This window comes from Streptomyces sp. NPDC006235 (genome assembly GCF_040613735.1).
Classification (GTDB): domain Bacteria; phylum Actinomycetota; class Actinomycetes; order Streptomycetales; family Streptomycetaceae; genus Streptomyces.
In genome coordinates this window covers 84,707-111,150 of sequence record NZ_JBEXSR010000002.1, presented here as the reverse complement: position 1 = coordinate 111,150, position 26,444 = coordinate 84,707, and the positions used below count along the sequence as shown (strand labels likewise).

The 26,444-nt window shown below is 71.6% G+C and carries 21 protein-coding genes and 2 pseudogenes; 16 read left to right on the top strand and 7 right to left on the bottom strand.

Annotated features, from left to right (window positions below; all coding sequences use genetic code 11):
- The first annotated feature begins 121 nt into the window (after positions 1-121).
- Positions 122-1,108: an acyl-ACP desaturase gene (locus ABZ192_RS02675; RefSeq protein ID WP_356922698.1), complete on the top strand. Its 987-nt coding sequence runs from the start codon at positions 122-124 to the stop codon at positions 1,106-1,108.
- A gap of 114 nt (positions 1,109-1,222) precedes the next feature.
- Here ABZ192_RS02675 and ABZ192_RS02670 read toward each other — a convergent pair whose 3' ends face one another.
- Positions 1,223-1,468 carry a WhiB family transcriptional regulator gene (locus ABZ192_RS02670; RefSeq protein WP_356922697.1) on the bottom strand — a complete coding sequence of 82 codons (246 nt, stop codon included), beginning with the start codon at positions 1,466-1,468 and terminating at the stop codon, positions 1,223-1,225.
- Between the two features lie 221 nt (positions 1,469-1,689).
- On the opposite strand from ABZ192_RS02670, the gene ABZ192_RS02665 reads away from it, so the two are divergent.
- Positions 1,690-2,472, top strand: coding sequence for a VOC family protein (locus ABZ192_RS02665; RefSeq protein WP_356922696.1), 783 nt, complete (start codon positions 1,690-1,692; stop codon positions 2,470-2,472).
- A 15-nt stretch (positions 2,473-2,487) separates the two neighbouring features.
- Here ABZ192_RS02665 and ABZ192_RS02660 read toward each other — a convergent pair whose 3' ends face one another.
- Together ABZ192_RS02660 and ABZ192_RS02655 are read right to left on the bottom strand one after the other, a co-directional pair.
- Positions 2,488-3,522 carry a LacI family DNA-binding transcriptional regulator gene (locus ABZ192_RS02660; protein WP_356922695.1) on the bottom strand — a complete coding sequence of 345 codons (1,035 nt, stop codon included), beginning with the start codon at positions 3,520-3,522 and terminating at the stop codon, positions 2,488-2,490.
- 82 nt (positions 3,523-3,604) lie between these two features.
- Complete coding sequence (locus tag ABZ192_RS02655) at positions 3,605-4,594, bottom strand: multicopper oxidase domain-containing protein (protein WP_356922694.1); 990 nt, start codon at positions 4,592-4,594, stop codon at positions 3,605-3,607.
- A gap of 189 nt (positions 4,595-4,783) precedes the next feature.
- Here ABZ192_RS02655 and ABZ192_RS02650 point away from each other — a divergent pair, with 189 nt between their 5' ends.
- Together ABZ192_RS02650 and ABZ192_RS02645 are read left to right on the top strand one after the other, a co-directional pair.
- The gene (locus ABZ192_RS02650; RefSeq protein WP_356922693.1) at positions 4,784-7,261 is read left to right on the top strand and encodes a ThuA domain-containing protein; all 2,478 of its coding nucleotides are present in this window, start codon (positions 4,784-4,786) and stop codon (positions 7,259-7,261) included.
- Positions 7,258-9,450, top strand: coding sequence for a family 16 glycoside hydrolase (locus ABZ192_RS02645; RefSeq protein ID WP_356922692.1), 2,193 nt, complete (start codon positions 7,258-7,260; stop codon positions 9,448-9,450). The genes ABZ192_RS02650 and ABZ192_RS02645 overlap by 4 nt, the downstream gene beginning before the upstream one ends.
- On the opposite strand, the gene ligD is transcribed toward ABZ192_RS02645, so the two are convergent.
- Positions 9,437-10,468, bottom strand: a complete 1,032-nt coding sequence (gene ligD, locus ABZ192_RS02640; protein WP_356922691.1) for a non-homologous end-joining DNA ligase — start codon at positions 10,466-10,468, stop codon at positions 9,437-9,439. The genes ABZ192_RS02645 and ligD overlap by 14 nt on opposite strands.
- 74 nt (positions 10,469-10,542) lie before the next feature.
- Between ligD and ABZ192_RS02635 the strand changes: the two are divergent.
- Positions 10,543-11,470: pseudogene (locus ABZ192_RS02635) on the top strand (ATP-dependent DNA ligase).
- A gap of 7 nt (positions 11,471-11,477) precedes the next feature.
- On the opposite strand, the gene ABZ192_RS02630 reads toward ABZ192_RS02635, so the two are convergent.
- Positions 11,478-12,668: a zinc-dependent alcohol dehydrogenase gene (locus ABZ192_RS02630; protein WP_356922690.1), complete on the bottom strand. Its 1,191-nt coding sequence runs from the start codon at positions 12,666-12,668 to the stop codon at positions 11,478-11,480.
- Positions 12,669-12,857: 189 nt separating this feature from the next.
- On the opposite strand from ABZ192_RS02630, the gene ABZ192_RS02625 reads away from it, so the two are divergent.
- Complete coding sequence (locus tag ABZ192_RS02625) at positions 12,858-13,862, top strand: DUF3048 domain-containing protein (protein WP_356922689.1); 1,005 nt, start codon at positions 12,858-12,860, stop codon at positions 13,860-13,862.
- Positions 13,863-13,909: 47 nt separating this feature from the next.
- Here ABZ192_RS02625 and ABZ192_RS02620 read toward each other — a convergent pair whose 3' ends face one another.
- Positions 13,910-14,374 carry a MarR family transcriptional regulator gene (locus tag ABZ192_RS02620; protein ID WP_356922688.1) on the bottom strand — a complete coding sequence of 155 codons (465 nt, stop codon included), beginning with the start codon at positions 14,372-14,374 and terminating at the stop codon, positions 13,910-13,912.
- Between the two features lie 224 nt (positions 14,375-14,598).
- Between ABZ192_RS02620 and ABZ192_RS02615 the strand changes: the two genes are divergently transcribed.
- The 8 genes from ABZ192_RS02615 (at position 14,599) to ABZ192_RS02580 (ending at position 22,177) form a co-directional block, all read left to right on the top strand.
- Positions 14,599-15,354, top strand: a complete 756-nt coding sequence (locus tag ABZ192_RS02615) for a CoA transferase subunit A (protein ID WP_356922687.1) — start codon at positions 14,599-14,601, stop codon at positions 15,352-15,354.
- Positions 15,354-15,998, top strand: coding sequence for a CoA transferase subunit B (locus ABZ192_RS02610; protein WP_356922686.1), 645 nt, complete (start codon positions 15,354-15,356; stop codon positions 15,996-15,998). The genes ABZ192_RS02615 and ABZ192_RS02610 overlap by 1 nt, the downstream gene beginning before the upstream one ends.
- Positions 15,995-17,197: a thiolase family protein gene (locus ABZ192_RS02605; protein WP_356922685.1), complete on the top strand. Its 1,203-nt coding sequence runs from the start codon at positions 15,995-15,997 to the stop codon at positions 17,195-17,197. The genes ABZ192_RS02610 and ABZ192_RS02605 overlap by 4 nt, the downstream gene beginning before the upstream one ends.
- Positions 17,198-17,290: 93 nt before the next feature.
- The gene (pcaH, locus tag ABZ192_RS02600; RefSeq protein WP_356922684.1) at positions 17,291-18,064 is read left to right on the top strand and encodes a protocatechuate 3,4-dioxygenase subunit beta; all 774 of its coding nucleotides are present in this window, start codon (positions 17,291-17,293) and stop codon (positions 18,062-18,064) included.
- A gap of 6 nt (positions 18,065-18,070) precedes the next feature.
- Positions 18,071-18,676, top strand: a complete 606-nt coding sequence (gene pcaG / locus ABZ192_RS02595; RefSeq protein ID WP_356922683.1) for a protocatechuate 3,4-dioxygenase subunit alpha — start codon at positions 18,071-18,073, stop codon at positions 18,674-18,676.
- Complete coding sequence (gene pcaB, locus ABZ192_RS02590) at positions 18,673-19,968, top strand: 3-carboxy-cis,cis-muconate cycloisomerase (protein WP_356922682.1); 1,296 nt, start codon at positions 18,673-18,675, stop codon at positions 19,966-19,968. Before pcaG ends, pcaB begins: the two co-directional genes overlap by 4 nt.
- Complete coding sequence (pcaD, locus tag ABZ192_RS02585; RefSeq protein ID WP_356922681.1) at positions 19,965-21,086, top strand: 3-oxoadipate enol-lactonase; 1,122 nt, start codon at positions 19,965-19,967, stop codon at positions 21,084-21,086. Before pcaB ends, pcaD begins: the two co-directional genes overlap by 4 nt.
- A 299-nt stretch (positions 21,087-21,385) precedes the next feature.
- Positions 21,386-22,177 carry an SDR family NAD(P)-dependent oxidoreductase gene (locus ABZ192_RS02580; protein WP_356922680.1) on the top strand — a complete coding sequence of 264 codons (792 nt, stop codon included), beginning with the start codon at positions 21,386-21,388 and terminating at the stop codon, positions 22,175-22,177.
- A 91-nt stretch (positions 22,178-22,268) separates the two neighbouring features.
- Here the strand turns inward: ABZ192_RS02580 and ABZ192_RS02575 are convergent, their stop codons facing one another.
- A complete protein-coding gene (locus ABZ192_RS02575; RefSeq protein ID WP_356922679.1) occupies positions 22,269-24,953 on the bottom strand; it encodes an AAA family ATPase in 2,685 nt (894 codons plus the stop codon).
- Positions 24,954-25,133: 180 nt separating this feature from the next.
- Between ABZ192_RS02575 and ABZ192_RS02570 the strand changes: the two are divergent.
- A pseudogene (locus ABZ192_RS02570) lies at positions 25,134-25,622 on the top strand (MFS transporter); the annotation flags it as partial.
- 37 nt (positions 25,623-25,659) lie between these two features.
- Positions 25,660-26,415, top strand: a complete 756-nt coding sequence (locus tag ABZ192_RS02565) for a dienelactone hydrolase family protein (RefSeq protein WP_356922678.1) — start codon at positions 25,660-25,662, stop codon at positions 26,413-26,415.
- Positions 26,416-26,444: the final 29 nt, after the last annotated feature.

Sequence of the window (26,444 nt, the reverse complement as noted above, 5' to 3'; positions counted from 1 at the left end):
CACCCCTGATCAGCGGCCTTTACAGCACGCTTAACCTACGGCAACGTAACCTACGGAAACGTAGCCTACGATGCCGTAGGTTACCGCTCACCGCTCGTACGCATGTCCCCCTGGAGAGTCCATGACGATCACCACTCCCCACCTCGGCAGCCCCGCCGGCGCCTGGACCGACGCTCAGCTGCTGCACGCCCTGGAGGAAGTGGTCGAGAAGGAACTCAACCGGCATCTGCAGGTCGCCAAGGACTGGATGCCGCACGAGTACGTTCCCTGGAGCGACGCGCGCAACTTCCCCGGCCTCTTCGAGGACGGCGAGGCCTGGGACAAGGAGCAGTCGAAGGTCACCGAGATCGGCCGCATCGCGCTCGTCGTGAACCTGCTGACCGAGGACAACCTGCCCAGCTACCACCACGAGATCGCCTCGCTCTTCGGCCGTGACGGCGCCTGGGGCACCTGGGTGCACCGCTGGACGGCCGAGGAGGGCCGGCACGGCATCGTGATGCGGGACTACCTGCTCGCCTCGCGCGCGGTGGACCCGGACAAGCTGGAGCAGTTCCGCATGTCGCACATGAGCGAGGGCTTCGAGTCGGACAACCGGCACTCGATGCTGCACTCGATCGCCTACGTCGCCTTCCAGGAGCTGGCCACCCGCATCTCGCACCGCAACACCGGCCACCAGTCCGGCGACCCGGTCTGCGACCGCATGCTGGCGCGCATCGCGACCGACGAGAACCTGCACATGGTCTTCTACCGCAACCTCCTGAAGTCGGCGTTCGAGCTGGCCCCCGACCTGACCATGCAGGCCGTGCGGGACGTGGTCGTGAACTTCCGGATGCCCGGCCACGGCATCCCCGGCTTCGAGCGCGCCGCCGCGCAGATGGCGATCGGCGAGGTCTACAACCTTCGCATCCACCACGACGACGTGCTCCAGCCCGTGCTGCGCTTCCTGAAGGTCATGGAGATCGACGGCCTGGGTGCCGAGGGCCGCAAGGCGCAGGAGGAACTGGGCCTGTACATGGGCGGCCTGGACAGCGAGGCGACGAAGTTCGACGAGAAGCTGGCCGCGCGCAAGGCCCGCATGGCGGCCCGGGCGGGCGCCGCCGGCGCCTGACGGCCGGCCCGGCCCGTCCTGCTCCACGACTGCGAGGCCCCGGCCGCCACGAGCGGCCGGGGCCTCGGCGTTGCGCCCGCCGGCCCCGTCTTCCCGGCAGGCACGCGCACACGGCTACCGCGACGCACGCCGCAGCTCCAGCCGCTCCTTCTCCGACAGACCGCCCCAGACACCGAACCGTTCGTCGTGGTCCATCGCGTATTCGAGGCAGGCGTCACGGATCGGGCACAGGCCGCAGATCCGCTTGGCCTCCCGTACCGAACTGCCGGGCTCGGGGAAGAAGAAGTCCGCCCCGGTCTGTGCGCACAACGCCTCCTGCTGCCAGGCGAGTTCGGGCGAGATCATGGTGTCGATGTGCATGCCCAGAAGCGTTCCGGAGGGCGAAAAACGTTCGATCAACGCGGGATCAACACCGCGTGGACGGGCCACCGGCCACCTTGATGGTCGCCCCCCTAACCCGCCGACGCACGGCGGCGCGCGGAAACCCAGCATCACGCCCCGGCGGCGCTCCGGCGGCGCTTGTCAGTGCCCGGTGCGAGACTCGGCAGAGCGGACGACGGAACCTGCGCGAGGAGACCGCGATGCTCACCACCCGTTATGTGACCGGCGCTCCGAACTGGATCGATCTCGGCACGCCCGACATCGACGGCGCCGCCGCCTTCTACGGCGGCCTGTTCGGCTGGCGGTTCCAGCCAGGTGGGCCCGAGGTCGGCGGGTACGGCCTCTTCCAGCTCGACGGCAGGACCGCGGCCGGTGGCATGCAGACGCCCCCGGAGCAGGGCCCGCCCTCCTGGACGGTGTACTTCCAGGCCCCGGACGCGGACGCCACGGCGCGGGCGGCCGGGCAGGCACACGGCTCGGTGCGGATGCAGCCCATGGACGTGCAGGATCTGGGCCGCATGGCGATCCTCGCCGACCAGGCGGGGGTGCCCTTCGGTCTGTGGCAGCCGGGCCGCAGCAAGGGCCTGGACGTCGTCCGTGAGCCCGGCTCGCTGTGCTGGCTGGAGCTGTACACGGCGGACGTCCCGGCCGCCGCCGCCTTCTACCACTCCGTGCTGGGCCTGGAGACGGTCGGCGTCGACTTCCCCGGCGGCACCTACACCACCCTCACCCCGGCCGGGGAGAGCGAGGACGCCATGTTCGGCGGCCTCGTCCCCCTGGCCGACGCGGCCGAGGAGGAGGCCCACTGGCTGCCGTACTTCGAGGTCACGGACCCGGACACCACCGTCGCCCGGGCCCGGGAACTGGGCGGCACGGTCCGTATGCCTGCCACGGACCTGCTGGACGTCGGGCGCCTCGCCAAGCTCACGGACCCGTACGGGGCGCGTTTCGGGGTGATCCGCAGCGAGCCGCGGCCGGCCTGAGGCACCGGCGCGGCTCTACGCGGACGCTCGCCGCACCAGGGTCGTCGGCAGGACGACGCCGGAGGGCGTGCCGACGCCCTCCCGAGGAGTGCCGCGGTCGAACCCCCGCAACAGCAGGCGGGCCATCAGGCGGCCCATCTCCTCGATGTCCTGACGGACCGTCGTCAGGGGCGGATCGGTCTGTTCCGCGACGGGCAGCATGTCGTCGAAGCCGATCACGGCGACGTCGTCGGGGACGCGCCGCCCGACCTCGCGCAGGACGCGCAGCGCCCCCGATGCGGTCAGGTCGTTGGCGGCGAACACCGCGTCCAGGTCCGGGCAGCGGCCGAGGAGTTCGCGCATCGCCCGCTCGCCGCCGGCCGGGGTGAAGTCGGCCTCGGCGATCAGCCGCGGGTCGGCGTCCACCATGACGTCCCGGTAGCCGTCGAGCCGGTCCACGGCGGAGGTCTGGTCGAGGGCGCCGGTGATGTGCGCGATCCGGGTGCGGCCGAGGCCGGCCAGGTGGCGGACGGCGTCGCGGGCGCCGCCGCGGTTGTCGCTGTCGACGTACACCACGCCGCGCCGGTCTCCGCTCCAGCCCGGCCTCCCGCCGAAGACGGTGGGGACACCGGCCCGCTGGATCAGTTCCGGCAGCGGGTCGTCGAGGTGCAGGGAGAAGACGAGGGCCCCGTCGACATGCCCGCCGGCGAGGTACCGGCCGACCCGGGCGTGGTCATCCCGGCCCTCCGTGAGCAGCAGGACGAGCTGGTTGTCGTGGGCGGTGAGCTCCTTGCTGATGCCGCGCAGCTGGAGCGCGAAGAAGGGGTCGGCGAAGACACGGGTCTCCGGTTCGGCGACGACGACCGCGATCGCGTCGTGCCGCCGGGTCACCAGGCTGCGGGCCGCCTGGTTGGGCACGTACCCGAGCTCCTCCACCGCCTTGCGGACCCGCTCGACGAGGATGTCCCTGACCCCGTCCCCGCCGTTGACCACGCGCGAGACGGTGGCCCGCGAGACACCGGCCCGGGCTGCCACGGCCTCCAGGGTGGGACGCGGCGCTGTGTCGGTCACTTCGGGGCTCCTCACCTGCGGGTGCGGATCAGGATAGCCCCGGACGCGCAGGGGTGAGAGCGCTCTCGCGCCCACCCGACCGTCAGTGCGCGTGCTCCTCGCGCTGATCGTGCCCGGAGTGGTCACCTCCGTGGTCGTGCGGGTCGTAGCCGGGAATCGTCCCGTCCGGCTTCTTCACCAGGAACAGGCCGACCATCCCCATGTCGGAGTGGCTCTGGACATGGCAGTGGTACATCCAGGCGCCGGCGCCGACCCCCTCGCCCGCGATGACCTGGAAGCCGAACGAGTCGGCCGGGCCCGTGATCTTGTTGTCGATGACCTGGCTGGGGTCGTCGGGGCCGGTCAGCATGCCGGTGCGGTTGTCCGCCCAGCGGTGACCGTGCATATGGAACGTGTGGTAGAACTCGCCGTGCGTGATCACGATGAACTCGACGCGATCCCCCACCGTGGCCTCGAAGTTCGGCCCGGAGTGCGGCGGCCTGTTGTTGATGAGCATGTCGTTGAAGACGACCGTGTGCGTGCGGTCCGGCAGGACGTCGCCCTTGCGGCGGACGATGACCGGGCCGAACAGGCCCTTCTGGAGCCCCTGGGTGCCGTGGTCGGTGCCGACGACGTGGTCGTGGTAGTGCCAGTAACCCGCGCTGCCCGGCCGCCAGGTGCCGTCCTTGCGGCGGCCGGGAGCGTGGGTGCGCCAGGTGTAGGTGCGGGTGCCGCCCGGCTCGACATGACTGCGGTTCAGTTTCGTGCCGTCGCTGGTGATCTCGTAGTCCAGGCCGTGGACGTGCAGGCTCACCGCCACGTCCATGGTGTTCTCGAACTCGATGTGCAGCGTGTCGCCCTCGTTGAGTTCGATGAGCGGACCGGGGACGGTCGCCTCGCCCTTCTCCAGGCCGTAGCCCATCTGTCCGTCGGCGAGCTTCTCGGCGTAGAGCTTGATGCGTCTCACCTCACCCCCGGCCGGTGCCGTCTTGACCGGTCCGGCCGCGCCGACCGCCTCCGGCGCAACGGACAACGATGTCGCGACGGCCGCGCTCCCCAGCAGGACCCGCCGGTTGAAGCTGCGTCTGTCCATGCGGAACTCCCCACCCTGGTAAGGCTTTTACGGAGGCGTACCTGTGATGAACCTGTGAGACGGTACCGGTCGCGCTCCCGTTTATCCACACTCAAGACAAAGTTGGGGCCATCACGGTCATAGGTATTGGCGAGCCGTGCAAAGGGGTTTAGCTTCCTTGGCGGTGTTGCTGTGACCGTGGAGGTGCCCATGCACTTACGAGGGTTGAGCAAGGGAAGACGTGTCTGGGCGGCCTCCGCGGCCGCCGGGGCCGTGACCGCCGGGCTGCTGGCCGGGCCCGCCCACGCGGGCCCGTATCCAGAACCCCCGCTGACAACGATGTCGATCAAGTCGCCGCCGGGCGGCGCGAATGTACGGGTGCTGATCTTCCACGGTTCCGCGGCGGCCGGGGAGGAGTCGCCGGTCGTGAACGCCGGGATCGAGGCCATCGAGGACATCGGGCTGTCGGGACCGGCGAACCGCCGCTACACCGTGCAAGCCACCGACGACGCCTCGGTGTTCACCAACGAGAAGAAGCTCGGCCGCTTCAACGCGATCGTGTTCCTGACGGGCGGGGGCGACGTCCTCGACGCCGAGCAGGAGTCGGGCCTGGAGGCCTACATGGAGGCCGGCGGCGGGTTCGTCGGCATCCATGACGCGGCGCGCGCGGAGCCGTACTCGGACTGGTTCACCGGACTCGTGGGCGCCCGGCCGGCCGCGTCGAACCCGGCGTCCGCCCAACGGGCGACCGTGGAGGTCGGCGACCGCCGGCATCCGGCCACCAAGGACCTGCCGGTGCAGTGGAAGCGCCCCGACAAGTGGCTGAACTGGGCGAAGAACCCGTCGGGCGACGTCCACACCGTCGCCAGGGTCCGGGAGTCGACCTACCAGCCCGGGGCCGGCGCCAACGGCTGGGACCACCCGGTGAGTTGGTGCCGTGACTACGACGGCGGACGCTCCTTCTACACCGGCATGGGCGGCACGGTGTCGTCGTACGACGAGGCCGACTTCCGGGCCCATCTGCGCGGCGCGCTGATGTGGACGACGCGCCTGGAGCAGGCCGACTGCAAGGCGACCATCAACGCCAACTACGCGGCGGAGCGGCTGACCAAGCCCAACCAGCCGGGGCAGAACGACCAGATCGGCGAGCCGCACGGGCTGGTCACCGCGTCCGACGGCAGGGTGTTCTACATCGGCCGGGGCGGCGCCGACTCCTCGCAGCCCGTGGTCACCGACTGGAACAACCCCGACATCGGCAAGGGCAAGGGCGAGATCCACGTCTACGACCCGAAGACCAAGCAGGTCACGCTCGCCGGAGCGCTCACCGTCTTCGGCAACAAGGGCGGCGGCGACGAACTGGTCAAGGTCGAGGAGGGCCTGCTCGGGATCGAGCTGGACCCGAGGTTCGAGCAGAACGGCTGGGTGTACCTGCACTACACGCCCCACTCGCAGATCAACCGCGACACGCGCATGGCCGAGCGGCGGGTCTCCCGCTTCACCCTCGACCAGGCCACGAACAAGCTGGACCTGGGCAGCGAGAAGGTGCTGCTGAAGTGGCCGGTGCAGATCCACAGTTGCTGTCACTCGGGCGGCGGGATGGCCTGGGACTCCAAGGGCAACCTGTACATCGCCACCGGTGACAACAACTCCAGCGGGTTCAGCGGCGGTTACTCGGGCAACAACCCGCAGCCGAACTACAAGGGCGTCTCCTTCGCGGACGCGCGCCGCACGGCCGGCAACACCAACAACCTCAACGGCAAGATCCTGCGCATCCACCCGGAGCCGGACGGGACGTACACGCTCCCCGAGGGCAACCTCTTCACCGGGAAGGAGACCGACGAGGGCGGCGGCAAGACGCGCGGCGAGATCTATGTGATGGGGGTCAGGAACCCGGCCCGTATCTTCGTCGACAAGTCGACCGACGTGCTCTACGCGGGCTGGGTCGGCCCGGACGCGAGCGCGCCCTCGACGACCTGGGGTCCGGCCAAGTACGACACGTTCGCCGCCATCACCAAGGCGAGCAACCGGGGCTGGCCGTACTGCATGGGCAACAACCAGCCCTACCGGGACCGCAATCTGCCGGACCCGTCCCAGCCGCTCGGCTGGTACGACTGCGACCACCCGAAGAACGAGTCGCCGAACAACGACGGTCTGGTCAACCTGCCGCCGGTCACCGGCAACAACATCTGGTACTCGCCGCAGGGCGGCGCGCCGGACTACCCGCGGGACGCCGGCGGCGTCCCGTCGTACAAACCGGAGGAGGCGACGTACCGGCTGCCCTGGCTGAAGGGCGGCGGGCAGGCCGCGATGAACGGGCCGGTCTACCGGTACGACACGGTCGCGGCGGACAGTTCCGTCAAGTGGCCGGCGTACTGGGACGGCAAGTGGTTCGTCGGTGACTTCTACGACGCCGACCAGCCGCGCAACGCGGTGCTCATGGACCCGAAGACGCTGGGCGACGGCGGTCTGCCGGTGCACTCGGAGTCGCTGAAGAAGATCGTGCCGATCGGCAACGACGGCATCAAGAACCTCATGGACTGGAAGTTCGGTCCGGACGGTGCGCTGTACGTCCTCGACTACGGCCGCGGCTTCTTCACCTCGGACTCCAAGTCGGCCCTGTGGCGGGTCACCTACAAGGGCGGCGGGCCGACCCCGGCCGCCGGTCAGCTGGCGAGGGGGACCGAGTGATCCGGCAACGAAGAATCTGGGCCGCCCTGCTGGCCGCCCTGCTGATGATGCTCGGCGTGCAGGCGCTGCCCGCCGCCGGGCAGCCCGAGAAGGAAGCCGCCGACCAGGTCCTCACCTGGACGGCCGGCAACGACATCGACAAGTACCTCTCGGCCCCGAAGACGGCGGTCGCCGGGACCGCCACGATCGTCTTCGAGAACAGCGTGGCCACCGGCAACACCACGGGCATGCCGCACACGCTGACGTTCGTGACCAGTGACCCCGAGTTCAACAACGACGTGCAGCTCAACATCCTGGCCAATCCGAACGACGCCCAGGGCGGCAAGCACACCGCCCAGGTCACGCTCACGCCCGGCCGGTACTTCTACCACTGCACCATCCCCGGCCACGGCCAGATGCAGGGCATCCTGGTGGTGACCGAGGGCACCGGCGAGGACACCACCGCGCCGGAGGCGTCGGCGCACGTGAGCGGGACGCAGAACACGCAGGGCGAGTACGTCGGTTCGGCGAGCGTGGCGATCCACGCCACCGACGAGGGCGGCTCCGGCGTCGAGAGGATCGAGTACGCGATCGGCGACGCGGGCGCCTGGCAGCCGTACACCGCGCCGGTCGTCGTCGACCAGGTCGGCGCCCACAAGGTCCGCTACCGCGCCTTCGACAAGGCGGGCAACGTCTCCGCCGAGAAGAGCGCAGCGTTCACGGTGGTGGCGCCGCAGTCGGACGACACGACCGCGCCGGAGACCTCGGCGACGGTGAGCGGCGAGCGCAACCCGGACGGGGCGTACATCGACATGGCGACCGTCACCGTCTCCGCGTCCGACACGGGCTCCGGGGTGAACACCATCGAGTACGCGATCGGCTCCGGTGCCTGGCAGCCGTACACCGCGCCCGTGATGGTGCACCAGGTGGGTGCCCACACCGTCCGCTACCGCGCCACGGACAAGGCGGGCAACGTGGCGGCCGACAAGAGCGTGCAGTTCACGGTCGTCGCGGCGCCGCCGCAGGACACCACTCCGCCGGTGACGGGCGTGACCGTGGAGGGCACGAAGAACTCCGACGGAGCGTACGTCAACAGCGCTCGGGTGACCGTCACGGCGACCGACGAGCACGGCTCGGGCGTCGAGAGGACCGAGTACTCCCTGGACGGCGGCCCGTACCTGGCCTACACGGCCCCGGTTGTGGTCGACCGGGCGGGCGCGCACACCGTGGCGTACCGGGCGACCGACAAGGCCGGCAACACCTCGGCGGCGCGCACGGTGACCTTCACGGTCGTCTCCGGGCAGGTCCCGGCACCGAACTGCCCGGAGTACGACGAGCGGCTGACGGTGATCGTCGGCGACGTCGACTCCGGGGTGCGCAACCGGGTCACCGACAACCGCTGCCGGATCGGCGAGCTGATCGAGGACGAGAAGGAGTGGACGTCCCACGCGCTGTTCCTCAAGCACGTGACGTCCGTCCTCGACCGCCTGCTGAAGGAAGGGGTCATCGACCAGCGGGAGTACAACGCCGTCCGCAAGGCCGCCCGCCAGTCCGGCATCGGCAAGCCGGGGCAGACCGAGGGCTACCGGGCGCTCTTCGACGGCAGTGCCGAGTCGTTCGCCAAGTGGCAGCAGGTGGGCGGCGGTTCGTTCGCGCTGAACCCCGACAGGACGATCATCTCCAGCACCACGTCCCCCGGCATGGGCATGCTGTGGTTCCCGCAGCGCAAGTACGGCGACTTCTCGCTGAAGCTCCAGTGGCGTGACGACGCTCCCGGCACGGGCAACGCCAACTCGGGTGTCTTCGTGCGCTTCCCGTGGGTCCACGACCACCCGGAGGAGTCCCGGCCCGAGTGGGTCGCCATCAAGTACGGGCACGAGGTGCAGGTGCTCGACCGGCCCGACGGCGACATGTACAAGACGGGCTCGGTCTACGGCTTCGACCGCGTGGGCCTCGCCGGTGCCGGTGTGACGCAGAAGGGGACCTGGAACGACTACGAGATCCGTGTGGAGGGCCAGCACTACTCGGTGTTCCGCAACGGCGTGCTGATCAACGAGTTCGACAACACCGGCGGCCAGGAGTTCACCCCGCCCCGCTCGGACGACCCGGGCACGGACGGGCGGCGGTTCGCCTCCGGCTACATCGGGCTCCAGGTGCACGGTACGACGGACGTGGTGTCGTACCGGGACATCCGGATCAAGGAGTTGTAGGCCCCTCGGGGGTCTTCCTGGCCCTGCTCGGCTGTACCCGTCTGGGTTCCCCCGGCATCTTCGGATACTCGGGCGGGTACGGCAGGTCTCCCAGGCCGTGGTCGTGCTCGTCGCGGCGGGCGAGGTCGAGCAGGGCCTCCAGGGAGTAGCGGTGGTCGTCCATGTCCGCGTGCACGTCGCCGAGTTCGGCGAAGCGCGCGGGCATCGTCGCGAGGTCGAAGTCCTGGGGGTGCGCGACCCCCACCTCGTCCCAGCGCAGGGGCGCGGAGACGGGGGCGTGCGGGCGGGGGCGTACCGAGTAGGCGGAGGCGATCGTGCGGTCGCGTGCCGTCTGGTTGTAGTCGATGAAGATGCGCTTGCCCCGCTCCTCCTTCCACCACTTGATGGTGACCTGCTCGGGCATCCGCCGCTCCATCTCCCGGCCGACGGCGATGGCGGCGCGCCGGACCTGGGTGAAGGTCCAGCGGGGTTCGATGGGCACGAAGACGTGCAGGCCCCGGCCGCCGGAGGTCTTGGGGAAGCCGCGCAGTCCGCCGAACTCGTCGAGGACGGCCCGCAGTTCGTGGGCGGCGCGGACGGCGTCCTCGTAGTCGGTGCCGGGCTGCGGGTCGAGGTCGATGCGGAGTTCGTCCGGGCGGTCGACGTCGTAGCGGCGGACCGGCCAGGGGTGGAAGGTGAGGGTGCCGAACTGGGCGGCCCACACCACGGCACCGACCTCGGTGGGGCACATCTCGTCGGCGCTGCGGCCGCTGGGGAAGGTGATGTGCGCGGTCGGGATCCAGTCGGGCATGTTCTTCGGAGCCCGCTTCTGGAAGAAGTTCTCGCCGGTGACGCCCTCGGGGTAGCGCTCCAGGGTGGTGGGGCGGTCGCGCAGGGCGCGCAGGATGCCGGGGCCGACGGCCAGGTAGTAGCGGGCGAGGTCCAGCTTGGTGAAGCCCCGCTCCGGAAAGAACACCTTGTCCGGGCTGGACAGCCGTACGGTCCGGCCGCCCGCCTCCAGCTCCACCGCGTCACCCATGCGAGCCACGGTAGGCGCACCCCGTACACCTCGCACATCGGGCGTGGTCCGGCATATGGGCGCAGAATCGGACCATGGATCTGCCGGTGATGCCCCCTGTCCTGCCGATGCTCGCCAAGTCGGTGGCGACGATCCCGTCGGGCATGCAGTACGAGGCGAAGTGGGACGGGTTCCGGGCGATCGTCTTCCGCGACGGGGACGAGGTCGAGCTCGGCAGCCGTACGGGCAAGCCTCTGACCAGGTATTTCCCCGAGCTGGTGACGGCCGTGCGGGAGCGGTTGCCGGAGCGCTCGGTGGTGGACGGGGAGATCGTGATCGCGCGGGAGGGGCATCTGGACTTCGACGCGCTGACGGAGCGGATCCACCCGGCGGACTCGCGCGTGCGGATGCTGGCCGAGCGGACGCCGGCCTCGTTCGTCGCCTTCGATCTGCTGGCGCTGGGGGACGAGTCGCTGATGGACGCCCCGCTGACCGAGCGGCGGGAGCTGCTGGACCGGGAGCTGTCCGGAGTGACCGCGCCGGTGCATCTGGCTCCGGCGACCACCGACATCGAGGTGGCGCGCGGCTGGTTCGAGCAGTACGAGGGGGCGGGCCTGGACGGGGTCATCGCCAAGCCGCTGACCGTGCGCTACCGGCCGGACGAGCGTGCCATGTTCAAGATCAAGCACGAGCGCACGGCGGACGTGGTCGTCGCCGGGTACCGCCTGCACAAGAGCGGCCCCGGGGCATCCGTGGGCGGCCTGGTCCGAGGAGGCCGCGCACGAGACGGCACGGCTGCCCGGCGCGCCCAGCCGATGGTCGGCCAAGAAGGACCTGTCGTGGGTGCCACTGCGGCCGGAGCGGGTGGCCGAGGTGGCGTACGACCACATGGAGAACGGGCAGCGTTTCCGGCACACCGCCCGGTTCCGCCGCTGGCGCCCGGACCGGACCCCGGAGAGCTGCACGTACGCGCAGCTTCAGGAGCCGGTCCGCTATGACCTGGCGGAGATCTTCGGCACCTAGACAACCGTCAGGGCTGCATCAGCACCTTGACCGCGCCGTCCTGCTTGCGCTGGAACATCTCGTACGCGTGCGGGGCCTGCGACAGCGGCACCCGGTGGGTGGCGAAGTCCTCGACGCCGAGCGGGTCCTCGTCGGTCAGGTACGGGATGATGTCGTCGCTCCAGCGGCGGACGTTGGCCTGGCCCATCCGCATCTGGATCTGCTTGTCGAACAGGGTGAGCATCGGCATCGGGTCGGCCATGCCGCCGTACACGCCGGACAGCGAGATGGTGCCGCCGCGGCGGACCAGGTCGGTGGCGGTGTAGAGGGCGGCGAGGCGGTCGATGCTGAAGCGTTCGGCGAGCGGGCCGCTCAGCTTGCGGGGCATGATCGCCGTGGCCTGCTGGGCGAGCTTGGCGGCCGCGCTGCCGTGGGCCTCGGTGCCGACCGCGTCGATCACGGCGTCGGGGCCGCGGCCGTCGGTCTCGTCGCGGATCGCCTCGACGAGTTCCTTCTCGTTGTCGAAGGACCTGAGGTCGTACGTCTCCACACCGCGCGAGCGCGCGCGGCGCAGCCGCTCCGGGACCAGGTCCACGCCGAACACCCGCCCCGCGCCCTTGACCTGGGCGACGCGGCAGGCCATGTCGCCGATGGGGCCGAGACCGAGCACGGCGATGCTGCCGCCCTGCGGGACGTCGGCGTAGGCGACCGCCTGCCAGGCGGTGGGCAGGACGTCGGAGAGGTAGACGAAACGGTCGTCGGGCGGGCCTTCCGGCACCTTGATCGGGCCGTACTGCGCCTGCGGGACGCGCAGGTACTCGGCCTGGGCGCCCGGCACGGAGCCGTACAGGCGGGTGTAGCCGAACAGGGCGGCGCCCATGCCCTCGCCGTGGACCTGGGTGGTCTCGCACTGGGTGGGCAGGCCGGTCAGGCACATCCAGCAGTTGCCACAGGCGATCTGGAACGGCACCACGACCCGGTCCCCGGCCTGGAGGTCCGGGACGCCGGCGCCGACCTCCTCGACGATGCCGATGGGTTCGTGACCGAGGATGTCCCCGGGTGTCATGAACGGCGTGAGCACTTCGTACAGGTGCAGGTCGGAGCCGCACAGCCCGGTGGACGTCACGCGGATGACCGCGTCCGTCGGTTCCTGGATCTCGGGATCGGGCACGTTCTCCACCCGGACGTCCCGCTTGCCCTGCCAGGTCACAGCCCTCATCGCCTCGCGCTCCCTCCGTCAGCGTGCGCGTCGGTCGGCCGGTCGGTCAGTCGGCGACGCCCGGGTACCCGGGCGCATCCGCGCTGAACCTTGAGCCGATCGACGGGCGGAGCGAAGACCCTCCGCCAGAATTGATCGGGTATGGCCATCGGTGGACATATAAGTGCACAATCAAGACAAATCGATGACATGGGGCCGGTGGCGACGGTGGGCAGGGAACGAGGGGCGCGCGGACGGCGTGCCGCGACGACGGCGCTGCTGGCCGCCACGGTGGCGGCCGCCCTGGCGGCGGGCTGCACCACCGGCGGGGGCGGTCCCGGCGACGACGGACGGGGCACCTCCAGGCAGTCGGAGCAAGGCACCTCCCCGTCGGCGACCGGCTCCTCCGTGCTCGCCGTCAAACTCGACAACGCCGCCGCGGCCCGCCCGCACACCGGCCTCGACGCCGCGGACATCGTGTACGCGGAGCAGGTCGAGGGCGGACTGAGCCGGCTGATGGCGGTGTACGCGACACAGCTGCCGAAGACGGTGGGGCCGGTGCGCAGCGCACGCGAGTCGGACCTGGAGCTGCTGCGCCAGTTCGACCGGCCCACCCTCGCCTTCTCGGGCGCGCAGAAGAAGCTCCTGCCGCTGATCGACGAGGCACCGCTGCGGGCCGAGACACCGGGCAGCGCCCCCGGCGCCTACTTCCGCGGCTCGGGCAAGCCCGCCCCGCACAACCTCTATCTGCGGCCCGAGCGACTCGTGCCCGAAGAACCGGGACAGGCCGCCCTGACCACCGGTTTCCGCTACGGCTCCGCCCCGGCCGGCGGCACGGCGGCGACCTCGCAGACGGTGCGCTACCCGGCGGCCCGCTTCACCTTCACCTGGTCGGACTCCCAGGACCGCTGGCTGGTCGGCATGGACGGCGCGCCCGCCACGACGGCCGCGGGGAAGCGGGTGGCGGCCGCGACGGTCGTCGTGCAGTACGTGAAGGTCCGCGAGTCCGCCTTCCGCGACTTCCTCGGCAACAACACGCCGTACACCGAGACGGTGGGCTCCGGAAAGGCCCGGGTGCTGCGCGACGGGCGGGCCTACGACGTGAGCTGGAACCGCGAGGACGCCTCGGACGGCACGGCGTTCACCACCGGCGACGGCACACCGGTGAACTTCGCGAAGGGCCAGGTGTGGGTGGTGTACGCCAAGGCGTCCTGACCCGCGGGCCGCGCCGGCGCCCGCGACGCGCCGGCCGGTCACGCCCGTCAGCCGGGCGCCACCAGGGACTCCCCCGGGTTGCGCAGTTCCTCGGCCGCGTCCGCGACACGCCGGATGAGGTCGAAGAACACCGTCCGCTCCTCGGCGGACAACGGGGCGAGGAACACCTGGTTCATCCGGGCGGTGCGCACGGTCAGCTTGCGGTGGGTGCGCTCGCCCTCGGCCGTGAGACGCAGCAGGGAACGGCGGCCGTCCTCCGGGTCGCGGACCTTGTCGAGGAGGCCGCGCCGGCTGAGCCTGCTGATCACCTCGGCGACGGTCGACCGGTCCAGGCCCACCCGCTCCCCCACCGTGCGCTGGTCAAGACCGGGCTCGTCGACGAGCGTGTTGAGGACCGCGTACTGGGGCGAGGTGATCTCCTCGGAGACCATCGTGTTCCACAGCAGGTAGTGCGCCTGCTGGAGCCGCCGGGCCAGGTGCCCGGGGTGGGTGGTGAGGTCCGCCGCCGCCATGTGCACCCCTCGCTCGCGTTCGCCCTGCCGAGTATTCGTTGGCGCACTGAACAATACCCGGCTGCTCCCGGCCTGTCTGCCACCCACACAAGGGATCACGGGCGGATTCACCGAGGCCTTGACGCCCTCCCGTCCCGATGGCAGCGTGAGAGCAGCTTCACGGAAATACTCAGTGCCCTGACTAAATAGCGGTCGGGTCACTCGGAAGAGATGGGGCTTCTCGGATGGACAAGGTGGTCGCCACAGCCCTGGAGGCGGTGGCCGACGTCCCGGACGGCGCGTCGCTCGCGGTGGGCGGTTTCGGGCTGAGCGGTGTGCCGAACGTGCTGATCGGGGCGCTGTACGAGCGCGGGGTGGCCGGGCTGTCGGTGGTCTCCAACAACTGCGGGGCGATGGAGTCCGGCCTGGCGGTCCTGCTGGCGGCCGGCCGGATCGCCCGGGTGACGGGGTCCTACATCGGCGCCAACAAGGAGTTCGCACGGCAGTACCTGGCCGGCGAGCTGGAGGTCGAGCTGATCCCGCAGGGCACGCTGGCCGAGCGGCTGCGGGCCGGCGGCGCCGGGATCCCCGCCTTCTACACCCCTGCCGGGGTGGGCACACAGGTCGCCGAGGGCGGGCTGCCGTGGCGCTACGACGGGCAGGGCGGGGTCGCGATCGCCTCCCCGGCGAAGGAGGTCCGGGAGTTCGACGGCACGGAGTACGTGCTGGAGCGGGGCATCCGCACCGACTTCGCCCTGGTCCGGGCCGCGAAGGGCGACCGGCACGGCAACCTGGTCTTCGGCAAGTCCGCCCGGAACTTCAACCCGCTGGCCGCGATGGCCGGGCGGGTCACGATCGCCGAGGTGGAGGAGCTGGTGGAGCCCGGCGAGATCGACCCGGACGCGGTGCATCTGCCCGGCATCTTCGTGCAGCGGGTGCTCGCGCTCACCCCGGAGCAGGCGGCGGACAAGAAGATCGAGCAGCGGACGGTGAGGTCCTGATGGCCTGGAGTCGCGAGGAGATGGCCGCACGGGCGGCGCGGGAGCTGAGGGACGGCCAGTACGTCAATCTCGGCATCGGCCTGCCCACCCTCATCCCCAACTACCTGCCCGAGGGCGTCGAGGTCGTCCTCGAATCCGAGAACGGCATCCTGGGCACGGGTCCGTACCCCACCGAGGACGCCGTCGACCCGGATCTGATCAACGCCGGGAAGGAGACGGTGACGGTCCTGCCGGGCGCCTCGTTCTTCGACTCGGCGCTGTCGTTCTCGATGATCCGGGGCGGGCACATCGACGTCGCCGTGCTCGGTGCCATGCAGGTGTCCGAGCGGGGCGACCTGGCCAACTGGGCGATCCCCGGCAAACTGATCACCGGGATCGGCGGGGCGATGGACCTGGTGCACGGCGCCCGCACGGTCGTCGTCGTCATGACCCACACCGCCAAGGACGGCTCCCCGAAGATCCTCACCGAGTGCGCCCTGCCGCTGACCGGCAAGGGGTGCGTGAACCGGATCATCACCGACCTCGGCGTCCTGGACGTCACCGACGGCGGACTCGTCCTGGTCGAGACCGCGCCCGGCGTGACCGCCGCCGAGATCGCCGCCAAGACCGACGCCGAACTGACCGTGCCGGAGGGCGTGAAGTGAAGGACGTCTACATCGTCGACGCGGTCCGCACGCCGATCGGCCGCTACAACGGCGCACTGGCCGGCGTGCGCCCGGACGACCTGGCCGCGCACGCCATTCGCGAACTCCTCGCCCGTTCACCGGAGTTGGATCCGACGCGGATCGAGGACGTGTACTTCGGCAACGCCAACGGCGCCGGCGAGGAGAACCGCAACGTCGGCCGCATGGCCGCCCTGCTCGCGGGCCTGCCCACTTCCGTGCCGGGGGTGACCGTCAACCGGCTGTGCGCGTCCGGCCTGGAGGCCGTGATCCAGGCGGCCCGTGCGATCGCCGTCGGCGACGCCTCGATCGCGCTGGCCGGCGGGGTCGAGTCGATGACCCGGGCGCCGTACGTCCTGCCCAAGAGCGACAGGCCCTTCCCGGCCGGGCACACCGAGCTGTACTCCACGACCCTCGGCTGGCGCATGGTCAATCCGCGGATGGAGCCGCAGTGGACGATTCCGCTGGGTGAGTCGGCCGAACTCATCGCCGACAAGCACAAGATCGGACGGGAGCAGCAGGACGAGTTCGCCCTGCGCAGTCACGAGAAGGCCGCGCAGGCTCAGCGGGCCGGGTTCTTCGACGCCGAGTCGGCGCCGGTGGAGATTCCGCAACGCAAGGGTGACCCGGTGGTCTTCGCCGCCGACGAGTGTGTCCGCCCGGATGCGTCCCTGGCGGCGATGGCCAGGCTGAAGCCGTCGTTCCGTCCGGAGGGCGGGACGGTGACGGCCGGCAACGCGTCGCCGCTCAACGACGGTGCGGCGGCGCTGTTGCTGGTGGATGAGGAGGGGTTGAGGGCGGCGGGGCGCGAGCCGCTGGCCCGGGTCCGCGCGACGGGTGTCTCCGCGATCGCCCCGGACTACTTCGGGCTGGCGCCCGTGGAGGCGGTCAACCGGGCTTTGGCCAAGGCCGGCAAGGGCTTCGACGACCTGTCCGTGCTGGAGCTGAACGAGGCGTTCGCGGCGCAGGTGCTGGGGTGTGTGGCCGAGTGGCCCGAGTTCGATCCGGCGATTCTCAATCCGCAGGGTGGGGCGATCGCGCTGGGGCATCCGCTGGGGGCGTCCGGGGCTCGGCTTGCCGGAACCGTTGCTCATCAGCTGGCCCGGCGTGGCAGCGGTGTGGGTGTCGCGACGCTGTGTATCGGGGTGGGACAGGGACTCGCCCTCGTCCTGGAACGCTAGGCGATCCGCGCGGCTGCGGCCCGCCTGTGGCTGGTCGCGCAGTTCCCCGCGCCCCTTTGGGGCGCGATTCACAAGAACCTTTCAGGGGACCCCATGACTCTCACTCAGCAAGACATCGACCAGGAGATCGCGGCCGAGCGTGCCGCGTACGAGAAGCGGCTCGCCGATGGCGGGCCCGTCGAGCATCAGCCGCGGCGTGACTACGCGCCGTACCGGTCCTCGGTGCTCCGGCATCCCAAGCAGCCGCCGGTCACGATCGACGTCAGCAAGGATCCGGAGCTGGTGGAGCTGGCCTCCCCGGCCTTCGGGGAGCGGGACATCACCGAGATCGACAACGATCTCACCCGGCAGCACGAGGGCGAGCCGATCGGGGAGCGCATCACCGTCTCCGGGCGGCTGCTGGACCGCGACGGCCGTCCGGTGCGCGGCCAGCTCGTGGAGATCTGGCAGGCCAACTCGGCGGGCCGCTACGCCCATCAGCGCGAGCAGCACGACGCCCCGCTGGACCCGAACTTCACCGGCGTGGGCCGCACCCTCACCGACGACGAGGGCCGCTACCACTTCACCACCATCCAGCCGGGCCCGTACCCGTGGCGCCAGCACCTCAACGCCTGGCGGCCGGCGCACATCCACTTCTCGCTCTTCGGCACGGCGTTCACCCAGCGGCTCGTGACGCAGATGTACTTCCCGAGCGACCCGCTGTTCCCCTACGACCCGATCATCCAGTCGGTGACGGACGACGCGGCCCGGCAGCGGCTGGTCGCGACGTACGACCACGGCCTGTCGGTGCCGGAGTTCTCGATGGGCTACCACTGGGACATCGTGCTGGACGGCCCGAACGCCACCTGGATCGAAGAAGGGCGCTGACCTGCCATGACGAAGATCGACACCAGCAGGCCGGAGACTGTGCTGCCCACCCCGTCGCACACCGTCGGCCCGTTCTACGGCCACGCCCTGCCCTTCCGCGGCGGCGAGGACATCGCGCCCCTCGGGCATCCGGACACGGTCACCCTGCACGGGTACGTCACCGACGGCGCGGGCGATCCGCTGCCGGACGCCCTGATCGAGCTGTGGAGCGCGGACCCGGACGGCAATGTGCCGACGGCGGACGGGTCGATGCGCCGCGACCCGGCGTCGGGCGGCTTCCTGGGGCGCAATGGGGTGGAGTTCACGGGCTGGGGGCGTATCCAGACCGATGCGAACGGCCACTGGTACGCGCGTACGCTGCGGCCCGGTGCGCGCGGGCGGAGCGCCCCGTACATCAGTGTCTGCGTCTTCGCGCGCGGACTGCTCGTGCACCTGTACACCCGCATCTACCTGCCGGGCGACGATGCCGTGCTCGCCGCCGACCCCCTGCTGTCCGGGCTGGAGGACGGGCGCCGCGACACGCTGATCGCCGTGGCGGAGGCGGCCGGCACGTACCGTTTCGACATCCGCCTTCAGGGCGAAGGCGAGACGGTCTTCCTGGAGTTCCAGTGACAGCTGCCCAAGGTGACACCGGCCTGCTCGCCCCCGGGTGGGCCGACTCGGCGGCGGCGTCCGCCACGAGCGACCACGCCTATCTGCGGGCGCTGCTCGACGCGGAGGCCGCGCTGACCCGGGCCCAGGCGGCGCTCGGGCTGGCCCCCGCCGAGGCGGCGACGGCGGTGACCGAGGCGGCCGGTGCCGGTGCCTTCGACGTACGGTCCCTCGCCGAGCGGGCCCGCGCGGGCGGCAACCCCGTCATCCCCCTGGTCGCGGAGCTGACGAAGGCCGTCGGCGAGGAGTACGGCTCCTACGTCCACCGGGGCGCGACCAGCCAGGACATCATGGACACCGCGACGATGCTGGTCGCCGTGCGCACGCTGGACCCGGTCCTCGCCGATCTCGGCCGCACGCAACGGGCGCTGGCGCGGCTGGCCGCCGGGCACCGTGACACGGCGATGCCGGGGCGGACGCTCACCCAGCACGCCGTACCGACGACGTTCGGACTGAAGGCGGCCGGATGGCGGGCGCTCGTCCTCGACGCGCGGGACCGGGTGCAGGCCGTGAGGGACTCGCTGCCCGCCCAACTCGGCGGCGCTGCGGGCACGTTGGCGGCCTTCGGGGCGTACGGCGCGGACGATCCGGCCGCGCTGCCGGTGGCCTACGCCCGTGAACTCGGCCTGTGCGCACCGGATCTGCCCTGGCACACCCTGCGGACACCCGTCGCCGATCTGGCCGGCTGTCTCGCCTTCACGGCGGGCGCGCTCGGCAAGCTCGCCGTGGACGTGCTGACCCTCTCGCGCACCGAGATCGCCGAGGTCGCGGAGGGCAGCGGCGGCGGCTCGTCGGCCATGCCGCACAAGTCCAATCCCGTACGGTCCACCCTGATCGCCTCCGCCGCGCGGCGGGCACCGCAGCTCGCGGCCACGCTGTACGGGTCGCTGGCGGCGGAGGACGAGCGGCCGGCCGGGGCCTGGCACGCGGAGTGGGAGCCGCTGCGGGACCTGCTGCGGCTGGCCGGCGGGGCCGCCCGGGACGCCGCCGAGCTGGCGGAGGGACTGCGGGTCAGGCCCGAGGCCATGCGTGAACACCTGGATCTCACCGGCGGGTTGATCGTCTCCGAGCGGCTGTCCGCCGAGCTGGCCCCGGTGCTGGGCCGCGCCCGCGCCAAGGAACTCCTGACCCGGCTGGCCTCCGAGGGGCGCCCACTGGCCGAGGCGCCGGAGCTGGCGGACGTCGACCTCGACCCCACCCACTACACCGGCTCCGCCGGAGCCCTCACCGACCGTGCTCTGGAGCGACGTTGACACTCCTCGCCCACCGTGCCGAAGGGCCCCCTTCCGCACCCCCGCTGCTGCTCGGACCCTCCCTCGGCACGTCGAACGCCCTGTGGGACAAGGTGGCGCCCGAGTTGTCGATCACCCACCGGGTCGTCCGCTGGGACCTGCCGGGACACGGCGGCTCGGCCGCCGATCTCATCAGCGCGGGCGCGGAGGTCGGTGAGCTCGCCGACCTGGTGCTGGCGCTCGCCGACTCGCTCGGCATCGAACGGTTCGCGTACGCGGGTGTGTCGCTGGGCGGGGCCGTGGGGCTGCACCTGGCCGTACACCGTCCGCAGCGGCTGTCGTCCCTCGCCGTGATCTGTTCCTCCGCACATTTCAACGGGGCGAAGCCCTGGGAGGAGCGGGCCGCGCTGGTGCGGCGGGAAGGGCTGGCCGGGCTGGCGGAGAGTGCGGACGCGCGCTGGTTCACCTCCGGTTTCACCGTGCCGGAGCTGATCGAGGACCACCGTCGCGCCGACCCGGAGGCGTACGCCGCCTGCTGTGACGCGCTCGCCGCGTTCGATCTGCGGGACCGGCTGCCGGAGATCGCCGTGCCGACCCTGCTGGTGGCCGGGCGGGACGATCCGGCGACGCCGCCCGCGCATCTGCGGGAGATCGCGGACGCGGTGCCGGGCGCTGCGCTCGTGGAGCTCCCGGGCGCCTCCCACCTGGCGCCGGCGCAGTGCCCGGAGGCGGTGCTGACCGCGTTGCGGGCACACTTCGGCGGGAACGCCGCACGCGGTATGGAGGTGCGGCGCGAGGTGCTCGGCGACGCGCACGTCGACCGGGCGCAGACCCGGCAGACCCCGTTCACGGCGCGCTTCCAGGACTTCATCTCACGCTACGCCTGGGGCGAGATCTGGACGGACCCGACGCTGTCGCGCCGCGAGCGCAGCATGATCACCCTCACCGCGCTGGTGGCGCACGGCCACTACGAGGAACTGGCCATGCATGTCCGGGCGGCTCGCCGCAACGGGCTCACGCCGGAGGAGATCGGCGCGGTGCTGCTCCAGTGCGCGGTCTACTGCGGGGTACCGGCGGCGAACTCGGCGTTCGCGACGGCGCAGCGCGTGCTGGCGGAGGAGGACGGCACGCCAGGGTGATCCTGCTGGTCCCAGGGAGTGTCCGCAAAGTCCCGCCTGCCCGGCGACGCCCGGCACGCTCCCCCACTGCCTCAAGGGCGTGGGAGGTGCCCCCACTCGCCGCACCGGGCGACCACCCGCGTACAACCAGCACGCGGGCGTCCGCCCGGCACTCCCCCAGCCTTCGGCCGGGGGGACCCCCAGAGCACGCACCGGACGCCGCAGGGCCCGCCCTCCGGGCGGACGACGGGACTTTACGGACACCCCCTGGGCTCGGCGGCAGCTCGCTCCGGTCCGCCCGGCGTGCCTACGGTGGGGGCATGTCCACCATCCTGATCACCGGCGCCACCTCGGGGCTCGGCCGGTACGTCGCCTTCGAACTCGTCCGCTTGGGGCATGTCGTCCTCGTCCACGGCCGGGACGCGGATCGCACCGAGCGGCTGGCCGGGGAACTGCGCGCCGAGGGGGACGCCGAGGCGCTCGTCGCCGACCTGGCCTCGCTGGCACAGGTGCGCGAGCTGGCCGGGCACGTCGCCGACGCGCATCCCGACCTCGACGTGCTGATCAACAACGCGGGCGTGGGGTTCGGGGCGCCCGGTGCGGGCCGTCAGCTGAGCGCCGACGGACACGAGCTGCGGCTGGCCGTGAACTATCTGGCGCCGGTCGTGCTCACCCGGGCCCTGCTGCCGGTGCTGCGGGCGAACGCGCCGGCGCGGATCGTCAACGTCGGTTCGGCCGGTCAGGAACCCCTCGACTTCGAGGACCCCGAGTTCACCCGCGGCTACGACGGCGTGTCGGCGTACTGCCGCAGCAAGTTCGCGCTCGCCGCGCACACCTTCGCCCTCGCCGGGGAACTGGACGGCACCGGCGTCTCGGTGAACGTGCTGCACCCGGCGACCTACATGGACACGGCGATGGTCCGCGAGGCGGACGTCACGCCGTGGAGCACGGTCGCCGACGGGGCGGCCGGTGTGCTGGCCCTGGCCACCCGCGACCTGGGCAGCGGCCGGTACTACGACCGGACGAGCCCGGCGCGGGCCCATGAGGCGGCGTACGACCCGCAAGCGCGGGCGCGGCTGGCGGCGATGACGGACCAGCTGGTGCGAGCCTGACGGCATCGGGCTCGCCGACCAGGGCGCGTGTGTCCGACCGACCGCGGCGATCGGTCGGCTGGTGCCGGCCCGGGTCACCGGGGTTCTGCGCTCACCGCAACCCGGCCCCTGACTCCAGCTCCGCACGCGCCCTCGCCGCCAGCCCGTGCGCACCGCACGAAACAGCCAGGTCCAGGCCGCGGTTGAGGTCGCTCACCGAGCGGGCGAGGACGCCGTACTCGATGCGGGCCGCGGCGTGTTCGTACTGGCAGGGCGAGGACTCCAGGTAGGCGACGGCCTGGGCGGCGAGGCGTACCGCGCGCTGGCCGGTCTCCAAGGCGGCGGCGCAGCGCAGGGCCTCGCCGATCGCGGTGTCCGTGCCGAAGCGCTCGGCCTGCCGGCGGACATCTACGGCGAGCCGGGCTGCGCGGGCCGGATCCTCGGCGGCGAGGGCACGGGCGAGGTCGGCCGCCCAGGGGACGAGTACCGGGTTGTGGTGGCCGCGCACGGCCGCCGCCTTTTCGGCGGCCTCCAGTTCGTTGGTGCCGTCCTTGGTACGGCCGACGGCGAGCAGCAGCCGACCGCGCACCGCCCGCGGATCCGGAAGCACTATGGTCGACGGGTAGGGCGGGGCGAAGCCATACCGTTCGGCGACGTCCCAGGCCTCATCGACGTGACCGCGGGCGAGCAGCGTTTCGACGAGATTGCAGATGACGGTCCAGTACAGGGGCAGTCCGCGGCCGACGCGCTCGGCGAGAGGCAGCGCCTCGCGCAGGGACTGTTCCGCGTCCCCGAGGCGGCCGCGCCTGCGGTGTGCGACGCCGACATAGGCGTGTGCGAGGGCGAGGTGCCCGCCGGTCCAGCCGGCGATCTCGTAGGCGCGCACGGCGTCGTTGAAGAGGTTTTCGGCGCGGTCGAGGCGGTCGGTGTACGCATACGCGTTGGCCAGCATGAGCAGCAGTTCGATGCCCCACTCGGTGCCGGTCCACCCGAGCCCGGGAGCGAGGCGGCCATTGACGAGGGTACGGTCGCACAGCTCCACGACCTCCTCGGCGTTCTCGCCCTGCATCAAGGCGTCGAAGCCCCGCAGGATGAGCAGCGCGCGTTCGGAGTTGTCGCGGCCGGTACAGGTCCGCGCGAGCTCCGCCAGGCGCTCGGAGCGGCCCGGTGAGGCGACCTCGCCGGCGTGGATCCCCTCCCACATGAGGCGCACGGCCTCCAGCCGTATCCGGGCGGGCCCGGGTTCGAGCCGGGCCGCCTCCGCCTCGACCGTGCGGACGGCCTCCTCGAGCTTGTCGTGGTGAACCAGCGCCTGCGAGAGACGGACGACGGCGTCCACCCGGTCGTCGCCGTCGAGGCCGGGCATGCCGAGCGCCGTCCGCAGGTGGCCGATCGTCCTGCCGGGCGCCGTCAGGAGGGTGGCGAAGCCCAGTTCGCAGAGGACGTGCGCCTGGACGTCGGGCCGGGGCGGTTCTTCCAGGGCGCGCTCCAGGCAGCGGCGGGCGGCGTCGGGTGCGCCGACGGCGAGGTGCTCGCGGGCGGCCTCGCGCAGCTGCTCGACGAGTTCCTCGTCGTCGTCCGGGTGGACTTCGAGGAGGTGGCGGGCGGCGGCAGCGGCGCCGTGTCCCTCGTCGGTGACGATGCGGGCGGCGATGCCGTGCATGGCGGTGCGCAGGGCGTCCGGGATCGAGTTGTAGACGGCGGTGGCGATCAGCGGGTGGACGAACTCCAGGTCGCCTTCGGCGGTGCGGCCGGTCGCGGGGTCGGGGGCGGTGAGGATGCGGGCGGTGCGCAGCAGTTCGGCGCAGCGGCGGGCCTCGTCGGGTTTCAGCGTGGCGAGCTTGGCGACCAGGTCGACGGAGATGCCGGTACCGAGGATGGCGGCGGCCCAGGCGAACCTGGTGGCGTCGATGCCGAGTTCCTCCAGGCGGGCGACGACGCCGCCGCCGCGGGCCGAGCGGTTCAGCTCGCGCAGTTCCCCGGCGCGGGCCTCGACCGGTTCGAGTTCGCTGTCCCGCACCTTGGCGAGGAGCTCGACGGTGTCGTAGGGGTTGCCGGCGGTGACGGCCCAGACCTCTCGGCAGAACGCGGCGTCGGCGTGCTCGCCCAGGGCGGCGCGGGTGAGTCCGGCCGTCGCGTCCGGGGTGAGGGCGCTCAGGGTCGCGCCGGGGCCGTCCGCGGCGGCGGCGACGGTGTCGAGGTGCCGGGCGCTCGTGCCGGAGACCTCGCCCGGGCGGCGGGTGACCACGACCAGGACGGACATCTCGTCCCGGCGTTCGGCCAGCGCGGCGAGCCAGTGCAGGGTCTCCTGGTCCGCCCAGTGGGCGTCGTCGATGAGCAGCACCAGCGGCCAGTCCCGGCGGGAGAGCCGGCGCACGGCGGCGACGAGGCCGTCGCACACGCCCTGCGGGTCGGCCCGCCGGTCGCCCGGGTCCGCAATGCCGAGGGCGGGCCCGGCGATGTCGTACCAGTCCCCGAGGTACTCGCGGGCCTCCTCCGGCAGCATCGACATCAGCGCGGGTTGCAGTAACTGCCGTACGACGTTGAAGGGAACCGACCTGAGGGTCTCGCCGCCGCGGGCCGACCAGACCTGGCAGCCCCGTGCCTCGGCGATGCGGCGGGTTTCGGCCAGCAGCGCGGTCTTGCCGAGTCCGGCCTCGCCGCGGAAGACCAGCAGCCCTCCCGACGAGCAGCGGTCCGCGCACAGGCTGTCGACCGCCCGCGCGACGGCGGCGACTTCCTCGTCGCGCTCCCACAGGGAAGCCGAGGCGGCGGCCGTGGGCCGTACCTCCGTCATCCCGCTACCTCCCCAAGTCGCCCGAACGACGTACTGACGTCGAGCGTAGCCCTCCGATTGCCTGAGTGGAGGATGCTCGGGGCACCTGTTGCCGTGACGGGTGACACGGGGTGCGGTCGGACGACGCACCCGGGCCGTCACCAGCCGTCTTCGCGTCAACGGCGTGCAATTGCAAGGGAGGTGACGTTCATTCACCACACCGGGGAGACACGGCGGGGCCGGCGGGCGCTGGTCGCCGGGTCAGTGGGCAATCTCATCGAGTGGTACGAGTTCGGCGTCTACGGCTACTTCGCGACGATCACCGCGGCGCGGCTCTTCACGCCGGAGGGCGGCAGTGAGATCGAGGGGCTGGTGAAGACGTACGCCGCGTTCGCGCTGGCGTTCTTCTTCCGCCCCGTCGGCGCGGCACTTTTCGGCCACCTGGGCGACCGGATCGGCCGTCGTCCGGTGCTGGTCCTGGTGATCACGCTGATGACGGTGGCGACGACGCTGATCGGCGCGCTGCCGACGTACGCGCAGGCCGGTGCCCTGGCGCCCTGGCTGCTGACGTTCCTGCGGGTGCTCCAAGGGCTGTCGGCGGGCGGGGAGTTCGGCGGGGCCGTGTCGGTGATGACGGAGTTCGCGCCGCCGGGCCGGCGGGGGCTGTACGGGTCGTGGCAGTCGTTCACGGCCGGACCGTGCTCGGAGATCACTACAGTCCAGTCTCATGACGACGATTACCACGCGTACGGTCGAGTACCCGGCGGACGGTTTGACGATGATCGGGCACCTCGCGCTCCCGACCGGCATCGACCGCCGACCCGCGGTGCTGCTCGGACCCGAGGGCATGGGGCCCAGCGACGTCGAGCACCGGCGGGCCGATGCCCTCGCCGAGCTGGGATATGTAGCGCTGGCCTTCGACCTTCACGGCGGACGCTATTTGGGCGACCCCGAGGAGATGCTGGCCCGTTGCATACCACTGCTCGCTGATCCCGACCGAATGCGGGGCATCGGCCAAGCGGCGCTCGACGTGTTGCGCACCGAACCGCGGACCGACCCCGACCGTATCGCCGCCATCGGCTATGGCACCGGGGGCGCCATCGCGCTGGAACTCGGGCGAGCCGGCGTCGACCTGCGCGCGATCGGGACAGTCAACGCAACTACCACGGGACGACCGGGCGAGGCAGCGCGCATTCGCTGCCCAGTGTGGGCCGGGGTCGGGTCGGAAGACCCGATCATGCCGCCCGCGCAACGGAACGCGTTCACCGCCGAGATGCAGGCCGCGGGCGTCGACTGGCGCCTCACTGTCTACGGCGGCGCCTTGCACGCCTTCCATCACCCGCCGGTCGACCACCCCGCGGTCCCCGGCGTCGGCTACCACTCACAGCACGCGCAGCGAGCCTGGCGCGACGTCGTCGACTTGCTCGCCGAGTGCCTGCCCGTGACGGAGGATCTGGGGGCATGGCCCCGGCAAACAACCTGAGACTGCCGCAGTAAATAACGGGTTTACTG

Coding starts and splice junctions, on each gene's coding strand:
- ABZ192_RS02620 (WP_356922688.1), bottom strand. CDS start 14,374: ATGGCGGCGGCGGACCTCACCACCCACCCCGGGCACCTGGCCCGGCGG.
- ABZ192_RS02580 (WP_356922680.1), top strand. CDS start 21,386: ATGTCCACCATCCTGATCACCGGCGCCACCTCGGGGCTCGGCCGGTAC.
- ABZ192_RS02670 (WP_356922697.1), bottom strand. CDS start 1,468: ATGCACATCGACACCATGATCTCGCCCGAACTCGCCTGGCAGCAGGAG.
- pcaG (WP_356922683.1), top strand. CDS start 18,071: ATGACGAAGATCGACACCAGCAGGCCGGAGACTGTGCTGCCCACCCCG.
- ABZ192_RS02630 (WP_356922690.1), bottom strand. CDS start 12,668: ATGAGGGCTGTGACCTGGCAGGGCAAGCGGGACGTCCGGGTGGAGAAC.
- pcaH (WP_356922684.1), top strand. CDS start 17,291: ATGACTCTCACTCAGCAAGACATCGACCAGGAGATCGCGGCCGAGCGT.
- ABZ192_RS02665 (WP_356922696.1), top strand. CDS start 1,690: ATGCTCACCACCCGTTATGTGACCGGCGCTCCGAACTGGATCGATCTC.
- ABZ192_RS02625 (WP_356922689.1), top strand. CDS start 12,858: ATGGGGCCGGTGGCGACGGTGGGCAGGGAACGAGGGGCGCGCGGACGG.
- ligD (WP_356922691.1), bottom strand. CDS start 10,468: ATGGGTGACGCGGTGGAGCTGGAGGCGGGCGGCCGGACCGTACGGCTG.
- ABZ192_RS02650 (WP_356922693.1), top strand. CDS start 4,784: ATGCACTTACGAGGGTTGAGCAAGGGAAGACGTGTCTGGGCGGCCTCC.
- ABZ192_RS02575 (WP_356922679.1), bottom strand. CDS start 24,953: ATGACGGAGGTACGGCCCACGGCCGCCGCCTCGGCTTCCCTGTGGGAG.
- ABZ192_RS02615 (WP_356922687.1), top strand. CDS start 14,599: ATGGACAAGGTGGTCGCCACAGCCCTGGAGGCGGTGGCCGACGTCCCG.
- ABZ192_RS02610 (WP_356922686.1), top strand. CDS start 15,354: ATGGCCTGGAGTCGCGAGGAGATGGCCGCACGGGCGGCGCGGGAGCTG.
- ABZ192_RS02655 (WP_356922694.1), bottom strand. CDS start 4,594: ATGGACAGACGCAGCTTCAACCGGCGGGTCCTGCTGGGGAGCGCGGCC.
- ABZ192_RS02565 (WP_356922678.1), top strand. CDS start 25,660: ATGACGACGATTACCACGCGTACGGTCGAGTACCCGGCGGACGGTTTG.
- ABZ192_RS02675 (WP_356922698.1), top strand. CDS start 122: ATGACGATCACCACTCCCCACCTCGGCAGCCCCGCCGGCGCCTGGACC.